At 72.2% G+C, this 16839-nt stretch carries 14 protein-coding genes; 5 read left to right on the top strand and 9 right to left on the bottom strand.

Annotated elements, in window-relative coordinates:
* Positions 1-104: 104 nt before the first annotated feature.
* Complete coding sequence (locus ACFYPH_RS25700) at positions 105-482, top strand: DUF4265 domain-containing protein (RefSeq protein ID WP_387185250.1); 378 nt, start codon at positions 105-107, stop codon at positions 480-482.
* A 102-nt stretch (positions 483-584) separates the two neighbouring features.
* Here ACFYPH_RS25700 and ACFYPH_RS25705 read toward each other — a convergent pair whose 3' ends face one another.
* Both ACFYPH_RS25705 and ACFYPH_RS25710 read right to left on the bottom strand, forming a co-directional pair.
* Entirely contained in the window at positions 585-2972 is a 2388-nt protein-coding gene (locus ACFYPH_RS25705; RefSeq protein ID WP_387185253.1) for a discoidin domain-containing protein, read from the bottom strand.
* A gap of 193 nt (positions 2973-3165) precedes the next feature.
* Positions 3166-5019, bottom strand: a complete 1854-nt coding sequence (locus ACFYPH_RS25710) for an adenylyl cyclase (RefSeq protein WP_387185256.1) — start codon at positions 5017-5019, stop codon at positions 3166-3168.
* A gap of 171 nt (positions 5020-5190) precedes the next feature.
* On the opposite strand from ACFYPH_RS25710, the gene ACFYPH_RS25715 reads away from it, so the two are divergent.
* The gene (locus ACFYPH_RS25715) at positions 5191-5832 is read left to right on the top strand and encodes a GNAT family N-acetyltransferase (RefSeq protein WP_363936866.1); all 642 of its coding nucleotides are present in this window, start codon (positions 5191-5193) and stop codon (positions 5830-5832) included.
* 15 nt (positions 5833-5847) lie between these two features.
* On the opposite strand, the gene ACFYPH_RS25720 is transcribed toward ACFYPH_RS25715, so the two are convergent.
* Both ACFYPH_RS25720 and ACFYPH_RS25725 read right to left on the bottom strand, forming a co-directional pair.
* Positions 5848-6084, bottom strand: coding sequence for a hypothetical protein (locus ACFYPH_RS25720; protein ID WP_354859160.1), 237 nt, complete (start codon positions 6082-6084; stop codon positions 5848-5850).
* Positions 6077-6673 carry a DJ-1/PfpI family protein gene (locus ACFYPH_RS25725; RefSeq protein WP_387185260.1) on the bottom strand — a complete coding sequence of 199 codons (597 nt, stop codon included), beginning with the start codon at positions 6671-6673 and terminating at the stop codon, positions 6077-6079. Before ACFYPH_RS25725 ends, ACFYPH_RS25720 begins: the two co-directional genes overlap by 8 nt.
* 53 nt (positions 6674-6726) lie before the next feature.
* Between ACFYPH_RS25725 and ACFYPH_RS25730 the strand changes: the two genes are divergently transcribed.
* Positions 6727-7668, top strand: coding sequence for a DJ-1/PfpI family protein (locus ACFYPH_RS25730; RefSeq protein ID WP_355066490.1), 942 nt, complete (start codon positions 6727-6729; stop codon positions 7666-7668).
* Between the two features lie 137 nt (positions 7669-7805).
* Entirely contained in the window at positions 7806-7994 is a 189-nt protein-coding gene (locus tag ACFYPH_RS25735) for a hypothetical protein (protein ID WP_354859154.1), read from the top strand.
* A gap of 129 nt (positions 7995-8123) precedes the next feature.
* Here ACFYPH_RS25735 and ACFYPH_RS25740 read toward each other — a convergent pair whose 3' ends face one another.
* Entirely contained in the window at positions 8124-8891 is a 768-nt protein-coding gene (locus ACFYPH_RS25740) for an alpha/beta fold hydrolase (protein WP_387185264.1), read from the bottom strand.
* A 59-nt stretch (positions 8892-8950) separates the two neighbouring features.
* On the opposite strand from ACFYPH_RS25740, the gene ACFYPH_RS25745 reads away from it, so the two are divergent.
* On the top strand, positions 8951-11992 hold the full coding sequence (locus ACFYPH_RS25745; protein WP_387185267.1) for a BTAD domain-containing putative transcriptional regulator: 3042 nt from the start codon (positions 8951-8953) through the stop codon (positions 11990-11992).
* 36 nt (positions 11993-12028) lie between these two features.
* Here ACFYPH_RS25745 and ACFYPH_RS25750 read toward each other — a convergent pair whose 3' ends face one another.
* From ACFYPH_RS25750 to ACFYPH_RS25765, 4 genes are all read right to left on the bottom strand, one after another.
* Positions 12029-12583, bottom strand: coding sequence for a dihydrofolate reductase family protein (locus ACFYPH_RS25750; RefSeq protein WP_354859149.1), 555 nt, complete (start codon positions 12581-12583; stop codon positions 12029-12031).
* 71 nt (positions 12584-12654) lie between these two features.
* Positions 12655-13197, bottom strand: a complete 543-nt coding sequence (locus ACFYPH_RS25755; protein ID WP_354859146.1) for a hypothetical protein — start codon at positions 13195-13197, stop codon at positions 12655-12657.
* Positions 13198-13214: 17 nt separating this feature from the next.
* Positions 13215-15050, bottom strand: a complete 1836-nt coding sequence (locus ACFYPH_RS25760) for a S9 family peptidase (protein ID WP_387185271.1) — start codon at positions 15048-15050, stop codon at positions 13215-13217.
* Positions 15051-16829, bottom strand: coding sequence for an N-acetylglutaminylglutamine amidotransferase (locus ACFYPH_RS25765; RefSeq protein WP_387185273.1), 1779 nt, complete (start codon positions 16827-16829; stop codon positions 15051-15053).
* Between the last annotated feature and the right edge of the window lie 10 nt (positions 16830-16839).

The raw sequence follows: 16839 nt of genomic DNA on the forward strand, positions 1-16839 counted from the left end.
AGCGGCAAGGAGGAGTTGATGCCCGGCCCGCCGGATGGGCTGGTGCAGGTGTGGTTTCTCATGCCGCCGGGCAGCAATGCGACGAGCATTGAGGTGAGCGCGGAATGGGTGGCACCGTGCGGCTGCCGAGCGCACCATGGGCTGCATTCGACGCAGCGAAGCATGACATCTTCCGGGTTGAGCATGACCGCGATGGTCGGTGGTGGGTCGAGGAGAAGGTGACGGCATCGGGCTACTGCGCGACCCCCATCTGGGCCCCTGATGACGCCGACCTTGAACACTTTGAGGACAGTGTTCTGGCTGAGTTCGCCCCGCTTCAGGTGAGTGGAGAGGGCATGTTCGGAATTGTTGTCCTCAATGTTCCGCCGACAGCAGATCTGCCACGGGTGCAGCAGCTCCTCCGAGACGATAAACGGGCTGGACGCTGGACCGTCGACGAGCTGTGTGTCACCGCCGCGTGGCAGGCAGCCGCTCCACAGTGACGTATCCATCGGCGGTGTACTGACCGAGCCCGTTGCCCAAAAGCTAACAGCGCGACGGGCGGGGGGCCGCCGGTCGGCGTCCGGCGGCCGCCCCACGTCCGGTCAGCTGGCGTACACCTCCAGTGCCGCCAGTTGCCCGGCCGGCCAGCCGGCGTTACCGGTCACGGTGATCCGTACGTAACGGGTCTGCGTACCGGTGAACGAGAGGCTCACCTGGTTACCCGTCGACGGGTCGAAGGTGCGCGCCGCCGAGCTGACCAGCGTGCCGAAGCTGCCCCCGTCGGTGCTGCCCGCCACGGCGAGGGTCTGTGTCCGGGCGCCCCAAGCCGATGACGGCGGCAGTTTGAGCACCACCCGCCCGACCGTGCGCGTCGCGCCCAGGTCGACCTGCACCCACTGCGGGAAGGCGTTGTTGGCGCTCTCCCAGTAGCTGTTCGCGTCGCCGTCGACCACGTTTCCCGAGCCGTAGCTCTGGACGTGGCTGCTCTCGCTGGTGGACCGGCCGCGGGCGAGGTCGGCGTTGGCCGGGGCGTCGGTGGTGACGGTGACCGCGTTCGAGGCCGCCGAGGTGTTGCCGGCGGCGTCGCGCGCGGTGACGGTGAAAGTGTACGAGGTGGACGCGTTGAGCCCGCTCACGGTCGCGGTGGTGCCCGTGACCGTGCTGACCACGGTGCCGCCCTGGCGTACCTGGTAGCCGGTCACGCCGTTGTCGTCGGTCGACGCCGTCCACGCCAGGGACACACTGCTCGCCGTCCGGCCGGTCACCGTGAGGCCACTCGGCGCGGTCGGCGGGTTGTCCGTGGTGCCGCTGGCGGCGTACACCTCGACCTGGGCGAGCTGGCCCGCCGGCCAGCCGGTGTTGCCGGCGATGCTCAGCCGGATGTGGCGGGCCGTGGTGGTCGTCAGCGTGCGGGTGACGGTGTTGCCGGTCGCCGGGTCGAAGGCGAACGCGGAGGCCCCGGCGATGGTGGCGAAGGAGCTGCCGTCGACGCTGCCCAGCACGGTGATGGTCTGGGTACGCGCGCCCCAGCTCGCGGGCAGCCGCACCACGAGCTTGTTGACCTGGTGGCTGGCGCCGAGGTCGACCTGCCACCAGTGCGGGAACGAGACTCCGCCGCTCTCCCAGTAGGTGCCGGCGTCGGAGTCCACCGCGTTCGACGCGACGAAGGGGCCGTTCTGGCTGCTCGCCGAGGTGGACCGGCCCGCGGCCAGGTTTCCGCTGGCCGGCGGCGGGGTGCCGAGCGTCGGCGACGTCGGGCGTACGGCGGTGAGCGCGAGCTGCCCCTTGAGCATCCGGCCGCCGTCGGCGGTGATGCGCAGGTAGTAGTCGGAGGAGCAGGCGACGCCGTCCTCGTCCAGGGCGCGGATGTTCGCGCCGGCCGGGGTGGTGGCCTGGGTCTCGGACGTCTTGGCGATCTGGTTGCCCTCGTTGTACTCGTCGAACATGGACACGTAGAGGCCCTGGGAGCCGAGCCGGACCATGTTGTAGATGTGCCGCCAGTAGAAGTCGCCGTGCTTGCGGTGCCCACCGGCCAGGTCGCCGGGCATCACGCAGGGCAGGTAGTCGATGCCGCGCGCAGCGCAGTCGGCCATGTCGCCGACGTTGACGTTGTTGTAGTACGAGTCGAGCTCCTCCACCGTCCTGGCCCGGTAGACCATCCACGGCGAGATGGCGTGGAACGCGTGGTAGACGTCGAGGAAGCCGGCGCGGGAGTCCTCGATGCCCTGCCGCCACCAGGTGGGCACGCCACCGATGACGTAGCAGCCCTGCGCCTTGAACCAGTTGACGACCTCCAGGCACGGCCCGGGGGTGAAGGGCCGGCTGGATTCGCTGAAGCCGAAGCCCCAGATGCAGACGACCGGCTTGCCGTTCTGGCGGGCGTACGCGCCCGACGCGGTGTGCGCGGACATCTTCGTCGTCCAGTCGGTCTTGATGTCCGTCTGCATGGTCAGCCAGTCGGTGACGTCGTACATGATGTAGAACTTGCGGCCGTAGCGCTCGGCCGCCGCGCGGACCTTCTGCGTCATCGCGTCGCGGGTCGGCCCCTCGTCGCCGGTCGGGTTGAACCGTTGCAGCGCGGCGGTGTCACAGCCGTACTCCTGCATCCAGCGAAAGTGGGTGTCCACGGTCTGCTGGTCGTAGGAGGAGAAGAGGGTGGCCGGCGAGCCGTTGCCGAGGTTGGGGTACGCGGTGGGATAGCTGCGCGTGTACTCGCGCATGTCCGGCCAGGACACGATTGTGGTGTTGGACGGCGACGGCGGCTGGAAGCGGTCGCGGCTCCAGTGCCACCAGCCGCCGATGGGCGCGGAGTCGCCGGGAGCGCTGAACCAGCCCTGGTAGCCGACCGTCACCTTGCCGACCACGTCGCCTACCGGGCTGGCGGCGTACGCGGGGCTGGCGAGGGTGGTGAGCAGCTCGGTGGTGGAGGTGGCGGCGAGGGCGGACCCGGCCAGCACGGACGTGACGAACCTGCGGCGGGAGACCGCCATGAGGACCACTCCTTCGGGACGGAAGGCATTGACGGCCATCGTGGCAGGAGCGGTTGCCGCACCGCAAGAGTGCGACTGATCGATGAAAATGTAAGTCAGGTAGTCGGAAGGATCCGAGCGTCACGGTCGGGAACACGCGGAGGGCCGGCGCCGCACACCGGCGCCGGCCCTTTCGGTGGTACGCCCCGAAGCGTTACGAGGCCGGGTACTGCGCGATGTAGACCGGCACGCCGATCTTCGTCGTGTCGGCCGCGTCGCCGACGCCGTTGACCACGTGATCGATCGTGCCCGCGCTGAGGTTGACGGTCATGATGTGGTGCAGTCGCACGCCCGGCCGGTTCGGGACCTCGAAGCCGTTCTCGGTGTGGATCGACGGGTTGTTCTGGTTGAAGACGTACACCCCGCCGCCGTAGAGGTCGTGGTGGCGCACCCGGTCGCCGACCTTGTAGCCGGCGAACCCCTCGACCGGGCCGTTCATCCAGTCGGCCTGCGTCGGCGGGTCGTACGGCAGCTCGTTCTGGTAGAGGATCGTGGTGCCGTGCTCGCCGTTCCAGACCGTGTTGTAGCGCTGGAAGTGCTCGACGAACAGGCCGGTGGCGGTCACGTGGTCGCCGTTGATGACAGCGCCGTAGCGGCCGGTGTTGGTGCGCCAGCGGTCGGTGTCGCCGTTGACGCCCGCGGTGAAGCCCTCGACGCCGTGGTCGCCGCGCCACACCCAGGTGTGGTCGATGAGCACGTTGTCGCTGTTGACCTCCAGCGCCGTGTTGGTCCGGCCGATGTGCGGGCCGCCGACCCGGAAGTACACGTCGGACAGCGTGGTCGGGTTGGCCGGGCTGCTGGCGTCGTGCCCGTGCTGCCGGCCCACCCGCAGCAGGACCGGCGATTCGACGGTGCCGGCGTCGATCGTGACGCCGGCGACGATCACGCCGGGCACTCCTGCGACGTCCAGCGGAACGGCGCCGTTCACCGCGGTGAGGGTGGCGTGGCCGATGCCGAGCACCACCGTGTTGGCGCGTCGGATCTCGATGCTCCGGGCGATGTCGTAGACGCCCGGGGTGAGCAGCAGGTGCTTGCCGCGCGCGAGCTGGCTGTTGATGACGCGAACCGGGTCGGACGGCTTCGCGATGAAGAAGTCGTCGATCCCGATGGTCCGCCCGGGGGTCAGGCCGTCGGCCCACGAGACGCCCCGGCTGTCGCGCTGCGCCGACGGCACCCGCACGTTGTAGCGGCCCTTGCCGTCGACGAACAGGTACGGCTTCTCCCGGCTCACCGGCGTGGTGTCGAGGGTGGTGTACGGCGGGTCCGGGAACGTGGCGTCGTCCGGTGCGCCCTCGACGCCCGCGAAGACCTGGTTCCACACGGCGTTGGACCACCCGGCGACCTCGCTGTTGCGGGTGAGCCACTGCTGCTGCGAGCCGTTGGTGGTGGCCGGCAGCCGCGAGTCGGCGATGAAGCCGCCGCTGGCGTACTGCGGGCCGGCCGTGCAGTAGTCCATCAGGGACAGCCCGCCGCCGGTGATGTTCAGCCGGCGCATCGAGACCGCCTGGGACACGGCCCAGAAGTTCGCCGTCGACCGGCAGCCGTCCTGGCCGGCGGCGTTGACGGTGAGCGAGAGGTTGGACAGGGTGCGCCAGAAGTTGACCAGCGCGAGGCAGTTGCCGGTGCCGCCGTCGGCCAGGCAGCGGTTGTAGACCTCCAGTTTGCCGTTGACGGCGACGTCGGTGGGCGACGCGCCCAGGCCGGCGACCTCGGTGTAGTAGCCGACCTTGGCCTGCAACGGCTGCTCGGCCGTGCCGTAGGCGCCGGGCTTGAACAGGTAGGCGTGCCGCTCGGTGCCCATCTCGTTGTCGACCTGGCGGGCGTGCGCGGCGTCGAGGGTCTGCTGGATCTCGCTGGCCGGCATGGTCGGGTCGAAGATCGTCACGTTCGGCCCGAAGTCGGGCGCGCCAGGCGTGGGGCGACCGGCGGCAGCGGCGGTGCCGGTCGTCGTGAGGGCTGTGGTGACCAGAAGGGCGAGCAGGAGGGTACGTCGGGACGGGGTTGTCATGTGGTTCGTCCTCTCCGCGACCGGGTCGTACTCCCGGCGCAGCTGGGGCGTGAGAGCGCTCTCTGGTGTTTCTACCCGGTCCGGCGGCCCCACGCCATGACCGGGGACGGCGAACTTCGGGCCGGACCGGTGAGAATGGACGGTGGCTCGCAACTCAAGGAGGCGACGATCGTGGGTAGCACGTTGGCCGACGTCCTGGACGCGGCGGCACGCGGGCACTTCCCGCCGCCGGACGGCGGGACCACCATCGTGCCGCAGCACAGCCGTCGGGACGCCGGGGTGATCGCGTTCACCGCCCACTCCGTGGTGTTCACCGACGAGGACCCCGACTGGGTCCGCCGTACCCTGGCCGCCCTCGACTGCGACGCTCTGGCGGCCACGATGAATCCGCGTTTTTTGAGCGCTCTGCTCGACCGCACCGGACGGTCGACGGACACCATCGACCTGCTGACCGTCGCCTCTCCGCTCGCCGGTGCGCCCCCGCTGGCGCTGCGCGAGCTGACCGACGCCGATCATCCCCGCGAGGCCAGGGCGCGCAGGCGCCGTGACGACGTCCGCGTCTGGGCGGCCGAGGGCGGTGTGGTCGTACTCGGCCGTGGCGTGGCGGGTCGCTGGGAGGCGGCGATCGAGGTCGACGAGGACGTTCGCCACCGGGGTCTGGGCCGGGCGCTGGCGACGGCCGCCCGGCATCTGGTGCCCGATGGCCAGCCGGTCTGGGCACAGCAGGCCGCCGGCAACGCGCGCAGTGTGCGTGCCTTCCAGGCGGCCGGCTTCCGACCGGTGGGCGCCGAAGCGCTGCTCCTGGAGAAGTAGCCTCTCCGGGCGCCCCTACAGGTCCGCGCCCAGGAACTCGTCGATCATCGGGGCCAGCCAGTCGGCGCGCTGCGGGATCGTGGTGTGGGTGGTGCCCGGCAGGATGGCCAGCCGGCAGGCCGGCAGACCGGTCAGGTCGCCGGGCACCCCGCCGCCGAGCAGCCGGAACATCCGCACCGCGTGCTCGGGCTGGACGATGTCCGAGTCGGCCAGCACAATCATGGCGGGCGCGGCCAGGGCATCGTCAGTCACCGTCCACCATTGTGCCGCCGACGGTTCCGACCGCTCGCTGGTACTCGATCGTCGCGGCGACCCGGTCCGCAGTGGCTGCATCCATCTCGCGTTCCGTGATCCACAGGGCCAGGTCCAGCCCGGCGGAGAGCGCGCCTGCGGTGATGCGGTCGCCGTCGTCGACCACCCGCTGATCGAGGACAGTGACGCCGTACGCCCGTAACTCCTCGTAGGCGTTGCGGTTGGTGGTCGCGCGCCGGCCGGTCAACAGTCCGGCGGCGGCGAGCAGGAGGCTACCGGTGCACACCGACGCCATCCAGCGCGTCGAGGGGGCCAGCGCGGCCAGCCGGGCAGGCAGCACCCCGTGCTGCGCCTGCGCCCAGGACCCCGCAGCGGCCCGATTCAGCCATCCCCCGCCCGGTACGACGACACCCTCGGCCTGCCCGAGCACCACCGGCACATTGAGCTGGACCCCCCGCATGCTGCGTACCGGCCCCGGCCGCTCGACGGCGACCAGCTCGACGGTGAACCCCGCCATCGCCAGCACCTCGAAGGGTCCGAACACGTCCAGTTCGTCGAAGCCATCGAAAACCACGATCTCTACTCGCACCGGGCCAGGATCTCGTCCGGTCGTCGGCCCTGACGAGTGGCATTCTTGCCACTGTGCACAAGCAATCCGCCACGCACCGGGTCGCCGTACTCGCCCTACCGCCGGTCGTCGCTTTCGACCTGACCATCGCGACGCACGTCTTCGGTCACGAGGGCCAGGGCCGGTACACGACCGTCGTCTGCTCCCCGGACGGCGGCGCCGTGCCGACCACGACGGCGGGACTCGGCATGACCGTCGACGCAGGTCTTGAAGCCGTGCGCAACGCGGACACCGTCATCGTGCCCGGCTTCAGGCGCGGAGCCGCGCCGGCCCGAGCGCTCGACGCCCTGGTCGCCGCGTACGAACGGGGTGCTCGTGTCGCGTCGATCTGCACCGGCGCGTTCGCGCTCGCCCAGGCCGGGCTGCTCGACGGCCGGCGGGCCACCACCCATTGGGTCCACGCCGAGGCGCTGGCCCGCGAACACCCCACGGTCACCGTCGATGCGAACGCGCTGTACGTCGACGAGGGACAGGTGTTAACCAGCGCCGGGCTGGCCGCCGGCCTCGACCTGTGCCTCTACCTGGTCGGCCGGGACCACGGCCAGACGGCGGCCATCGAGCGCGCCCGCGTCATGGTCACTCCCCTGCACCGGGCCGGCGGTCAGGCGCAGTTCATTCCCCTCCAACCCACCGATGCCGCTGACCTGACCGTGGTCACCGAATGGGCGAACGCCCACCTGCACCTGCCACTGACCGTCGGGGACCTGGCCCGGCGCGGCCACCAGTCGACCCGTACGCTGCACCGCAACTTCCGGCGGCGCTTCGGCATGAGCCCGCAGGCCTGGCTGACGCAGCAACGACTTCGTGCGGCGTGTGGCCTGCTCGAAGACGGCACGGTCACCATCGACGAGGTGGCCCGACGGACCGGGCTGGGCACCGCCACCAATCTGCGCGCCCACTTCCGCCGGGCCTTCGCCGCCACCCCCACCGCCTATCGCCAAGCCTTCAACCCCTGAACCCCGCGCCTCCCGCGATCTTGCACTTTGTGCGGCTGTCACGCGGCTTTCGCGCCTTATATCACCGCAGAAAGTGCAAGATCGGCGTGGGGGGCGCACCGAAGGGCTTGGGCGTGTTGCTGCTATACAAAGCAACCATGACGCGTGATCGGATCATCGCGGGACTGTTGCTGGTAGTCGCACTGCTCAGCCTGGCCGCTTCGAAGGCCGCGCCGTTCCTGGACGACGCCCCGCTGGCGGCACGAACGGCGATCGTGGTTCTCGGCGTGGCGTGCGGCCTCGGTGGCGTCTGGCTGTGGCTCCGACGCTCCCCCGAACAGCAGTAACCCACCCGCTCCACCTCCCGCTCCGTCGATCATGAAGTTGTGGTGGTGCGCAAAAGGGACTTTGGCGGCTAAGGTGGCCACCACAAGTCCATGATCGACGCCGCAGCCCGGGGCCGCTGGGAGTGTGGGTCACCGGGCTGGCACCGGCTCGGCCAGGAACTCGTCGATCATCGGGGCCAGCCAGTCGGCGCGCTGCGGGATCGTGGTGTGGGTGGTGCCCGGCAGGATGGCCAGCCGGCAGGCCGGCAGACCGGTCAGGTCGCCGGGCACCCCGCCGCCGAGCAGCCGGAACATCCGCACCGCGTGCTCGGGCTGGACGATGTCCGAGTCGGCCAGCACGATCATGGCGGGCGCGGCCAGGGCCCGGATCTGCTCGGACGTCCAGCGCGGCAGGTTCGCGTCCAGGACCTTCATTTTGGTGACCAGGGTGGCCCAGCCCGCCGGGTCCGGCGCGGTCCGCAGGTACTCCTCGTGGAACTCCGAGCCGTGCAGATGCTCCGGTTGCAGGTCCTGGATCCCGTCGAGCAGCCCGGGGTGCAGGCCGTCCTCGTCGAAGCTCACCGAGGCGAGGACGAGCCGCCCGACCCGCTCGGCGTGGTCGGTGCCCAGGCGCAGCGCCACCGCCGAGCCCATGCTCCAGCCGAACACGTCCGCCCGCTCGACACCCAACCGGTCGAGCAGCTCGACCACGTCGGCGGCGAAGTGCTCCACGGTCAGCGGACGGTCGACGTCCGGGGTGTGGCCGTGCGCCTGCAACTCCACGGCGATCACCCGCCGCGACTTCGCCAGGAACGGCAGGATCGTGCCGAACGAGGTGCCGATGCCGGAGAGCGCGCCGTGGATGAGCACCAGCGGCCAGCCCTCGTCACTGCCATGTGTCTCGTGATAGATCTCCATGCCCACACGGTGCGCCGGCGCGCTTACGGTCTGCTTCAGGTCGTCTTACCGGCGCTAAGATGTCCGCCGTGCAGTTCGGGGTGCTCGGGCCGCTCGCCGTCACGACGGACGCCGGCGAGCCGGTGGTGGTGCCCGGCACCAAGGTGCGCGCCCTCCTGGCGGACCTGCTGACCAACCGCAACCAGGTCGTCTCCGCCGACCGGCTCATCGACGACCTGTGGGGTGACGACTCCCCCGCCAACCCCGCGGGCGCGCTCCAGGTGCGGGTGTCGCAGCTGCGCAAGGCGCTCAACGACGCCGAGCCGGGCGCCCGCGACCTGGTCGAGTCCCGCGCTCCCGGCTACCTGCTGCGGGCCGGCACGGTGGACGCCGACCGGTTCGCCGAGCTGGCCCGGCACACCGACGTCGACCGGTTGACCGAGGCCCTCGGGCTGTGGCGGGGCGAGGCGTACGCCGACGTGGCCGACGCCGAGTTCGTCCGCGCCGAGGCGACCCGACTCGCCGAGCAGCACCTCGCCGTGCACGAGCGGCTCGCCGAGGCCCGGGTGGCCCGGGGTGAACACGACCTGGTTGCGGCCGACCTGGCCGAACTGGTCGCCCGACACCCGCTGCGCGAGGGCCTGCGGGCGGTGCAGCTGCGGGCGCTGTACGCGGCCGGTCGCCAGTCCGAGGCCCTGGACAGCTACGCCGACCTGCGGGACCGGCTCGCCGACGAGCTGGGCCTCGACCCCGGCCCCGAACTGGTCGCCCTGCACCGCAGGATCCTCGAACAGGACGCCGGCCTGAGCGCGCCGCCGAAGGCCGCGATCATCCGCAACAGCCTGCCGGCCCAGCTCGACGAGCTGGTCGGCCGGGCCGAGGCGCTGACCGAGCTGCGAGCCCTGCTGCCCGCGCAGCGCCTGGTCACGCTGATCGGGCCGGGCGGCGTCGGCAAGACCCGGCTGGCCACCGAGACCGCCCGCGGCCAGTCCTTTCCGGACGGCGTCCTGCTGGTCGAGCTGGCGCCGCTGCCGGCCGGCGACCCGGGCGTCGCCGAGCAGGTGCTCGGCGCGCTGGACGCCCGCGAGGCCGCCGGCACGAGCCTGTCGGCCACCGACCGACTCGTCGCGGCGCTGCGGGCGCGACACCTGCTGCTCGTGCTGGACAACTGCGAACACGTCATCGAGCCGGTCGCCGCGCTGGTGGCCCGGCTGCTGCGCGACGCGCCCGGGGTGCACGTGCTGGCCACCAGCCGGGAGTCGCTCGGCCTGACCGGGGAGCTGCTCTGGGAGGTACCCCCGCTGTCGCTGCCCTCGGACAGCGACCCGGATGCGGTGCGGCGCTCGGCGGCCGCCCGACTGTTCGCCGCCCGTGCCGCCGCCCAGCATCGCGGTTTCCGACTCGACGAGCGCACCGCGCCGGCGGTCGCCCAGCTCTGCCGTCGCCTGGACGGCCTGCCGCTGGCGTTGGAGCTGGCCGCGACCCGCGTCCGCGCGCTGGGTCTGCGGGGTGTGGTGGACCGGCTCGACGATCGGTTCCGGCTGCTCACCACGTCTCAGCGCGACGTGCCGCCGCGACAGCGGACGCTGACCGCGGTGATCGGCTGGAGCTGGGACCTGCTCGACGACGCCGACCGCGCGGTGCTGGCCCGGCTCGCGGTGTTCGGCGACGGCTGCACCCCGGAGGCGGCCGAGTTCGTCTGCCGGACCGATCTCGACACACTGGCTCGCCTGGTGGACCGGTCGCTGGTGGTGCTCGACGACTCCGGCACCAGCCCCCGTTACCGGCTGCTCGAGTCGGTCGCCGCGTTCTGCCTGGACCACCTGGTCGACGGCGACGACACCCGGGCGCGGCACGCCGCGTACTACACCGACCTGGCCGAACAGGCCGACCCGCAGCTGCGCGGCCCCGACCAGCAGCGGTGGCTGGCGCTGCTCGACGCGGAGACGGTGAACCTGCGCGCGGCGCTGGTGCACGGCGGCGGGTTGCGGCTGGCCGTCGCGCTGAGCTGGTACTGGTACCTGCGGGGCCGGCTCACCGAGGCGCGGCGAGCCCTCGCGACGCCCGGCGATCCGACGCAGGAGAGCCGCGCCGCAGCCTGGCGGATCGGCTTCGCGCTGTTGCAGGGCGAGCAGATCCCACCGGCCGAGGTGCGCGCCGTCCTGGCTGGTGTCACCGACGCCCGAGCCGTCTGGTTCGCGGCGAACGCGGTACTCGGGAGCAGTGACCTGCCGCTGGCGTCGGAGCTGCTGCCCACCGCCGCCACCGATCCGTGGACCGAGGCCGCAGTGCTCAGCTCCCGGGCCATGATCGCGCACGCCGGCGGTGACCTGGCCGCGTTGGAGAGCGCGGCGACGCGCAGCACCGCGCTGTTCGCCGAGGTGGATGACCGGTGGGGCCGCCTCCAGGCGAGCGACTGGGTGGGTGGGCTGGCCGAGATTCGCGGTGAGTACGAACGCGCGGCAGCCCTGCACCGGGAGGGGCTGCGCTGGGCCGAGGAGCTTGGGCTGTGGCCGCACGTGGCCGGCAAGCTGTCCTGGCTGGCCTGGATCGCGGTGCAGACCCGCGACTACGCGCAGGCCCGGGAGCTGGCCGAGCGCGCGTACCAGCTGGCGGTGGAACAGGGTTCGCCGAGCGCGATCGTCTTTGCCGAGCTCGGCCTCGGCTTCGCCGCCCGCCGCGACGGCAAGCTCGACCTGGCCACCACCCACCTCACCCGCCTCGCCGAGCAGGGGCGCAACGAGGCCCAGCCGGCGCTCTACCTGCCGATGGTCCTCGTGGAGTTGGGTTACGCGGTCGAGCAGAGTGGCGACCCCGCCGCCGCGCTGGCCCTGCACCTCGAGGCGTTCGACGTCGCCGAGGCCATGGCCACCGCGCGCGACGTGCTCGGCCCGCTGGAGGGGATGGCGTCGGCGGTGCGGTCGCCCGAGGTTGCGGCCCGGCTGCTCGGCGCCGCGGCCGCCGCCCGGCAGGCCGCCGGCGTTCCGGCCGCGCCGGCGGAGCGCGACGACACCGACCGGGTGACCGAGCGGGTGCTCGCCGTGCTCGGCCGGGAACGGTTCGACGCGCTGGTCGCCGAGGGCGCGAAGCTGAGCCCGGGCGAGGCCCGGGCCCAGCTCTGATCAGCCGCTCAGTCGCTCAGCTCGCCGCTCAGCCGCTCAGCTCGCCGACTTCGGCCGGTACGAGGCGACGATCACGCCGCTCTTGTGCACCCGGGTGTCGACGAGGTCGAACGAGGCCGTGAAGTCCGTCAGCGGCACCGTCAGGCTTGGCGTGCCCTGCAGCACCGGGTGGATCCAGAAGCGGACCTCGTCCACCAGGCCCGCGGTGATCAGTTGGGCGGTGACCGAGCCGAAGCCGTACTGGATGATGTTCTTGCCGTCCTGGGCCTTGAGCGCTGTGACCGCCTCGACCAGGTCGCCCTGGAGCACCTCCGTGTTGTTCCAGGTGGGATTGGTGAGGGTGGTCGAGGCGACGTACTTCTTGACGTTGTTGAAGTAGGCGGCCCCGGTCATCGGGTCGCTCTCGTCCTGCTGCGGCCAGGCGACGGACATGCCGTCGTAGGTGGCCCGGCCCATCAGCATCGCGTCCGCCCCGTCGGTCAGCTCGCCGGCTACGACGATGGACTCCTCGTCGAAGTACGGGCCGGTCCACACCGGGTTCTCGATGACGCCGTCGAGGGTGAGGTAGGTCGAGTTGATGAGCTTGCGCATCGGAATCTCCTGGGTGTCTGTCGTGTTCTGCTGACACCCGGAACACTGCAGGCCTCCGCTTACGATTCGCTTCAGATGCCCTTACCCGGGTCGGTCAGCGGGATCGGCAGCGCCTGCGGGGCCGCCGTGCCGCCGCCGGGCGAGTGCGCCGGCGCGGGCCGGTCGCCGGTGCGGCTGTGCAGGCGTCCGCGCCCGGCCGGCCCGGCGCGGCGGGTCACCTCGACGGTCACCATCCGCACCGGCGGTGGCGGCGCGGTGAAGCGGCCGACGCCCCAGCGCACCCAGATCGGGATCCGGCCGGCGTCGGCCTCGGCGGTCAGCTTCTGCACCGTACGCGCCCGGTCGGTGTGGTCGACCTCGATCACCACCGGCGGGCCGTCCGGTCGGGCGCACGCCACGTCGAGGACGGAGTGTCGCTGCTGCATCGGCGGTGGCAGCGGTACGACGCTGGGCGCACGCCGGTAGACCCGCCAGCGGTGCGCCTGACCCCACCCCACCACCGCGTCGATGATCCGCGCGGTCACCTCGTCGGTGTCCAGGTCGACGAAGGTCACGTCGGTCAGCCATCGGCTCAGGTCGGCGGCCAGCCGCTCACCCTGCTCCGTGACGTCCACCGGCGCAGGATAACGCCTCAGCCGAGGGTGGCCGGCGTCGCGGCGAGGTGCCGGGTGAGCCAGGCGGTGGTGGCCGTACGCGCCGTCTCGGCGTTGTCGCGGGCCAGGAAGTCGTGCCCCTCGCCGGTGAGCACGAGGTGCCCGTGCGGGACGTCCCGCGCGGCGAGGGCCCGCGCCACCTGCGCCGACTCGCCGGCCGGCACGTTGGTGTCGTTGGCGCCGTGGATGAGCAGCACCGGCACGTCGAGCTGGTCGATGTGGGTCATCGGCGACAGGTCCCGCAGCAGGTCGGCGTCGCGCACCGGGTCGCCGTACTTGCTGACGGCGGCGGCGGCGATCCACGGTTCGGTGCCGGCGTAGAACGTACGGAAGTCCGAGATGCCGCACTCGGCCACACCCGCGGCGAACAACCCCGGGAAGTTCACCAGCACCGCCAGGACCAGGTAGCCGCCGTAGGAGCGGCCCAGGCAGCCGAGCCGGCCCGGGATCGCGACACCGCTGTCGAGCAGGTGGTCGGCGCACGCCGCCACGTCGGCGATGGCCCCGTAGCGGCCGGCGAGGTTGTCCGCGGCGACGAAGGTGCGGCCGAAACCCGACGAGCCGCGCACGTTGGGCGCGAACACCGCGACGCCCTGCGCGACGAGGGCCTGGAACAGCGGGTTGTAGCCGGGACGCTCCTGCGCCTCCGGGCCACCGTGCAGGCTGATCGCGGTCGGCCAGGGGCCCGGACCGGGCGGGCGGTAGAGCCAGCCGGACAGCGGCAACCCATCGCGGGCGCGCAGGTCGACAAGCTGCGGGGCGACACCGCTGTCGCCCGTACGCGCGGCGCCGGTGTCCGGCCGCAGCGGGCGGGGCGTGCCGGTCACCGGATCGACCAGCCAGATCTCCCGGGGCTGCACCGGCCCCTGCGCGGTGACGCAGAGCAGGTCGCCGTCGGCGGCGAAGACGGCGCCGTCGAGCACCTCACCCGGGGCGGCGACGGCCCGCTGCACGCCGCTGGCGAGGTCCAGCAGGCTCAGCTCGCTGCGCCCGCCGTAGGTGTTCCACAACAGCGCGGCACGTCGCCGGTCGGCGCAGAGCGCGACGTGCTCCAGCTCGGCGTCCGGACGCGCCGCGAGCCGCGTCGGGGCCAGCGTCGGTCGCGCGAGGTCGACGCGCACCAGCGCGGCCAGCTCCGAGAACGCGTCGGTACGCGCCAGCACGCTCGTCCCGTCGGGGCCGAAGCAGCCCTGGTCGGTGCTGCCCCGGCCGGTGTCCGGCAGCAGCCGTACCCGGTCGCCGGTGGCCACGTCCAGCAGCTCCAGCCAGCGGGCGTTACGCGGACCGCGACGCAGCAGGGCGGACCCGCCGTCCGGGCTGACGTCCAGGAGGGTGAGCAGGTCGCCCTCGGCGAGCACCCGCCGGTGCCCGGTGCCCGCGTCGACCAGCACGGCGGCACCCCGCTCGGCGGTCTCGGTGACCGCCAGCAGCGCGCCGTCGGGCAGCCAACCGGCCAGGGCCGCACTGTGGCGACCGAACCCGGCGACCTGGCGGCGCTGCGTGCCGTCCGGGCGCAGCACCCACAGCTCGGTGCGGGGTGCGCCGCCGGGCGCGACGACGCAGGCCAGCCACTGCCCGTCCGGGGACCAGCTCACCGCCAGGACCGGTTCGTCGCCGCTGGGCAGCGCGACGGCCTCGGCCGCGTCGACGTCGCGGACCCAGACGGCCGGGATTCCGGCCCGGTCGGACAGGTACGCCACCCGTCGGCCGTCCGGCGACGGAGCGGGCGCGAAGTCCTCGCCGGGGGGCAGGATCACCGCCGGCCGGTGGCGCACGGGTCGGACCCGCCGCGGCACCTCGATCCGTACGCTCATCTAAACCCCGATCCGCTGCAACCAGAGCTCCAGCAGCCCGAGCTGCCAGAGCGCGTTGGAGCCCAACGTGGTCCGCTGGGCGTTCGGCGCGTCCAGCAACTCCTCCAGGTAGTCCTTGCGGAACAGGCCGCGCTCGCGCGCCGGCCGCGCGGTCAGCGCGTCACGGACGTCGTCGAGCAGCGGACCGGACAGGTGCCGGATGGCGGGCACCGGGAAGTAGCCCTTCGGCCGGTCGATCACCTCGTCGGGCACGATGCCCCGGCTCGCGGCCTTGAGCACGCCCTTGCCACCCTGGGCCAGCTTGAGCGCCGGTGGGCAGGCGGCGGCCAGCTCGACCACCTCGTGGTCGAGGAACGGCACCCGGGCCTCCAGCCCCCACGCCATCGTCATGTTGTCGACCCGCTTGACCGGGTCGTCGACAAGCATCACCAGGCTGTCCTGGCGCAGCGCCGCGTCGAGCGCGGTGTCCGCCCCGGGCGCGCCGAAGTGGGCGGTGACGAACTCCAGGCTCGCGTCGCGGTCGAGCATCCACTCGGGCGCCAGGTGCCCGGCGAGCGCGTCGTGGCGACGGTCGAAGAACACCCGGGCGTACGCCTCGACGGCGTCCGCGCGGGCCACGTTGGCCATTGGCGGGTACCAGTCGTAGCCGGCGAAGATCTCGTCGGCGCCCTGCCCGGACTGCACCACAGTGATCCGCTGCGAGACCTCCTCGGAGAGCAGGTGGAACGCCACGCAGTCGTGGCTGACCATCGGCTCGCTCATCGCCGCGATGGCCTCGTGCACTCCCGGCACGAACCGGGCCGCGCCGATGCGGATCTGGTGGTGGTCGGTGTCGTACTCGCGGGCCACCAGGTCGGAGTAGTGGAACTCGTCGCCGCTCTCCCCCGCCGCCGCCTCGAAGCCGATGCTGAAGGTGGCGAGGCCGGTCTGGCCCTGCTCGGCGAGCAGGGCGACGATCAGGCTGGAGTCCAGGCCGCCGGAGAGCAGCACGCCGACCGGCACGTCGGCGACCATCCGCCGGCGTACGGCGGTGCGCAGCGCCGCCATGATCCGTTCCTGCCACTCGTCGGGGGACATGGCCGGCGCGGCGGCGCGGGTGAACTCCGGCCGCCAGTAGACGGTGTCGGTGCTACGGCCGTCGCCGGTGATCACCCGCACGGTGGCCGGGGGCAGCTTGCGGACGCCGGCCAGGATGGTGCGCGGTGGTGGCACCACCGAGTGGAAGCTCATGTAGTGGTGCAGCGCTACCGGGTCGAGATCGGTGTCCACGTCACCGGCGGCGAGCAGCGCCGGCAGGGTCGACGCGAAGCGGATCCGGCCCGGCGTCTCGGCCAGGTAGAGGGGCTTGATGCCGAGCCGGTCGCGCGCCAGCACCAGGGTGTTCGTGGCCAGCTCGACCAGGGCGAACGCGAACATCCCGTAGAACCGCTCGACGCAGGCCGTCCCCCACCGGTGGTACGCCTTGAGGATCACCTCCGTGTCCGAGGTGGACCGGAAGGAGTAGCCGGCGGCGGTCAGCTCGTCGCGCAGCTCCCGGTAGTTGTAGATGCAGCCGTTGAAGACCATGGCGAGGCCCAGTTCGGGATCGACCATCGGCTGGGCGCCGGCGTCGGACAGATCGATGATGCGCAGCCGACGGTGCACCAGCGCCGCTGGGCCGTGCTGCCATCGCCCCTCGCCGTCCGGGCCCCGGGAGGACAGGACGGGGAGCATCCGCTCCAGCGCCGCCAGATCCGGTGGCGCCCCGTCGAGGCGGAACTCGCCTCCGATACCGCACATGGCACACACC

The organism is Micromonospora sp. NPDC005252 (assembly GCF_042872475.1).
In the GTDB taxonomy this organism is placed as follows: Bacteria; Actinomycetota; Actinomycetes; order Mycobacteriales; family Micromonosporaceae; genus Micromonospora.

Coding starts and splice junctions, on each gene's coding strand:
- ACFYPH_RS25700 (WP_387185250.1), top strand. CDS start 105: ATGGGTGGCACCGTGCGGCTGCCGAGCGCACCATGGGCTGCATTCGAC.
- ACFYPH_RS25705 (WP_387185253.1), bottom strand. CDS start 2,972: ATGGCGGTCTCCCGCCGCAGGTTCGTCACGTCCGTGCTGGCCGGGTCC.
- ACFYPH_RS25710 (WP_387185256.1), bottom strand. CDS start 5,019: ATGACAACCCCGTCCCGACGTACCCTCCTGCTCGCCCTTCTGGTCACC.
- ACFYPH_RS25735 (WP_354859154.1), top strand. CDS start 7,806: ATGACGCGTGATCGGATCATCGCGGGACTGTTGCTGGTAGTCGCACTG.
- ACFYPH_RS25740 (WP_387185264.1), bottom strand. CDS start 8,891: ATGGAGATCTATCACGAGACACATGGCAGTGACGAGGGCTGGCCGCTG.
- ACFYPH_RS25745 (WP_387185267.1), top strand. CDS start 8,951: ATGTCCGCCGTGCAGTTCGGGGTGCTCGGGCCGCTCGCCGTCACGACG.
- ACFYPH_RS25750 (WP_354859149.1), bottom strand. CDS start 12,583: ATGCGCAAGCTCATCAACTCGACCTACCTCACCCTCGACGGCGTCATC.
- ACFYPH_RS25760 (WP_387185271.1), bottom strand. CDS start 15,050: ATGAGCGTACGGATCGAGGTGCCGCGGCGGGTCCGACCCGTGCGCCAC.
- ACFYPH_RS25765 (WP_387185273.1), bottom strand. CDS start 16,829: ATGTGCGGTATCGGAGGCGAGTTCCGCCTCGACGGGGCGCCACCGGAT.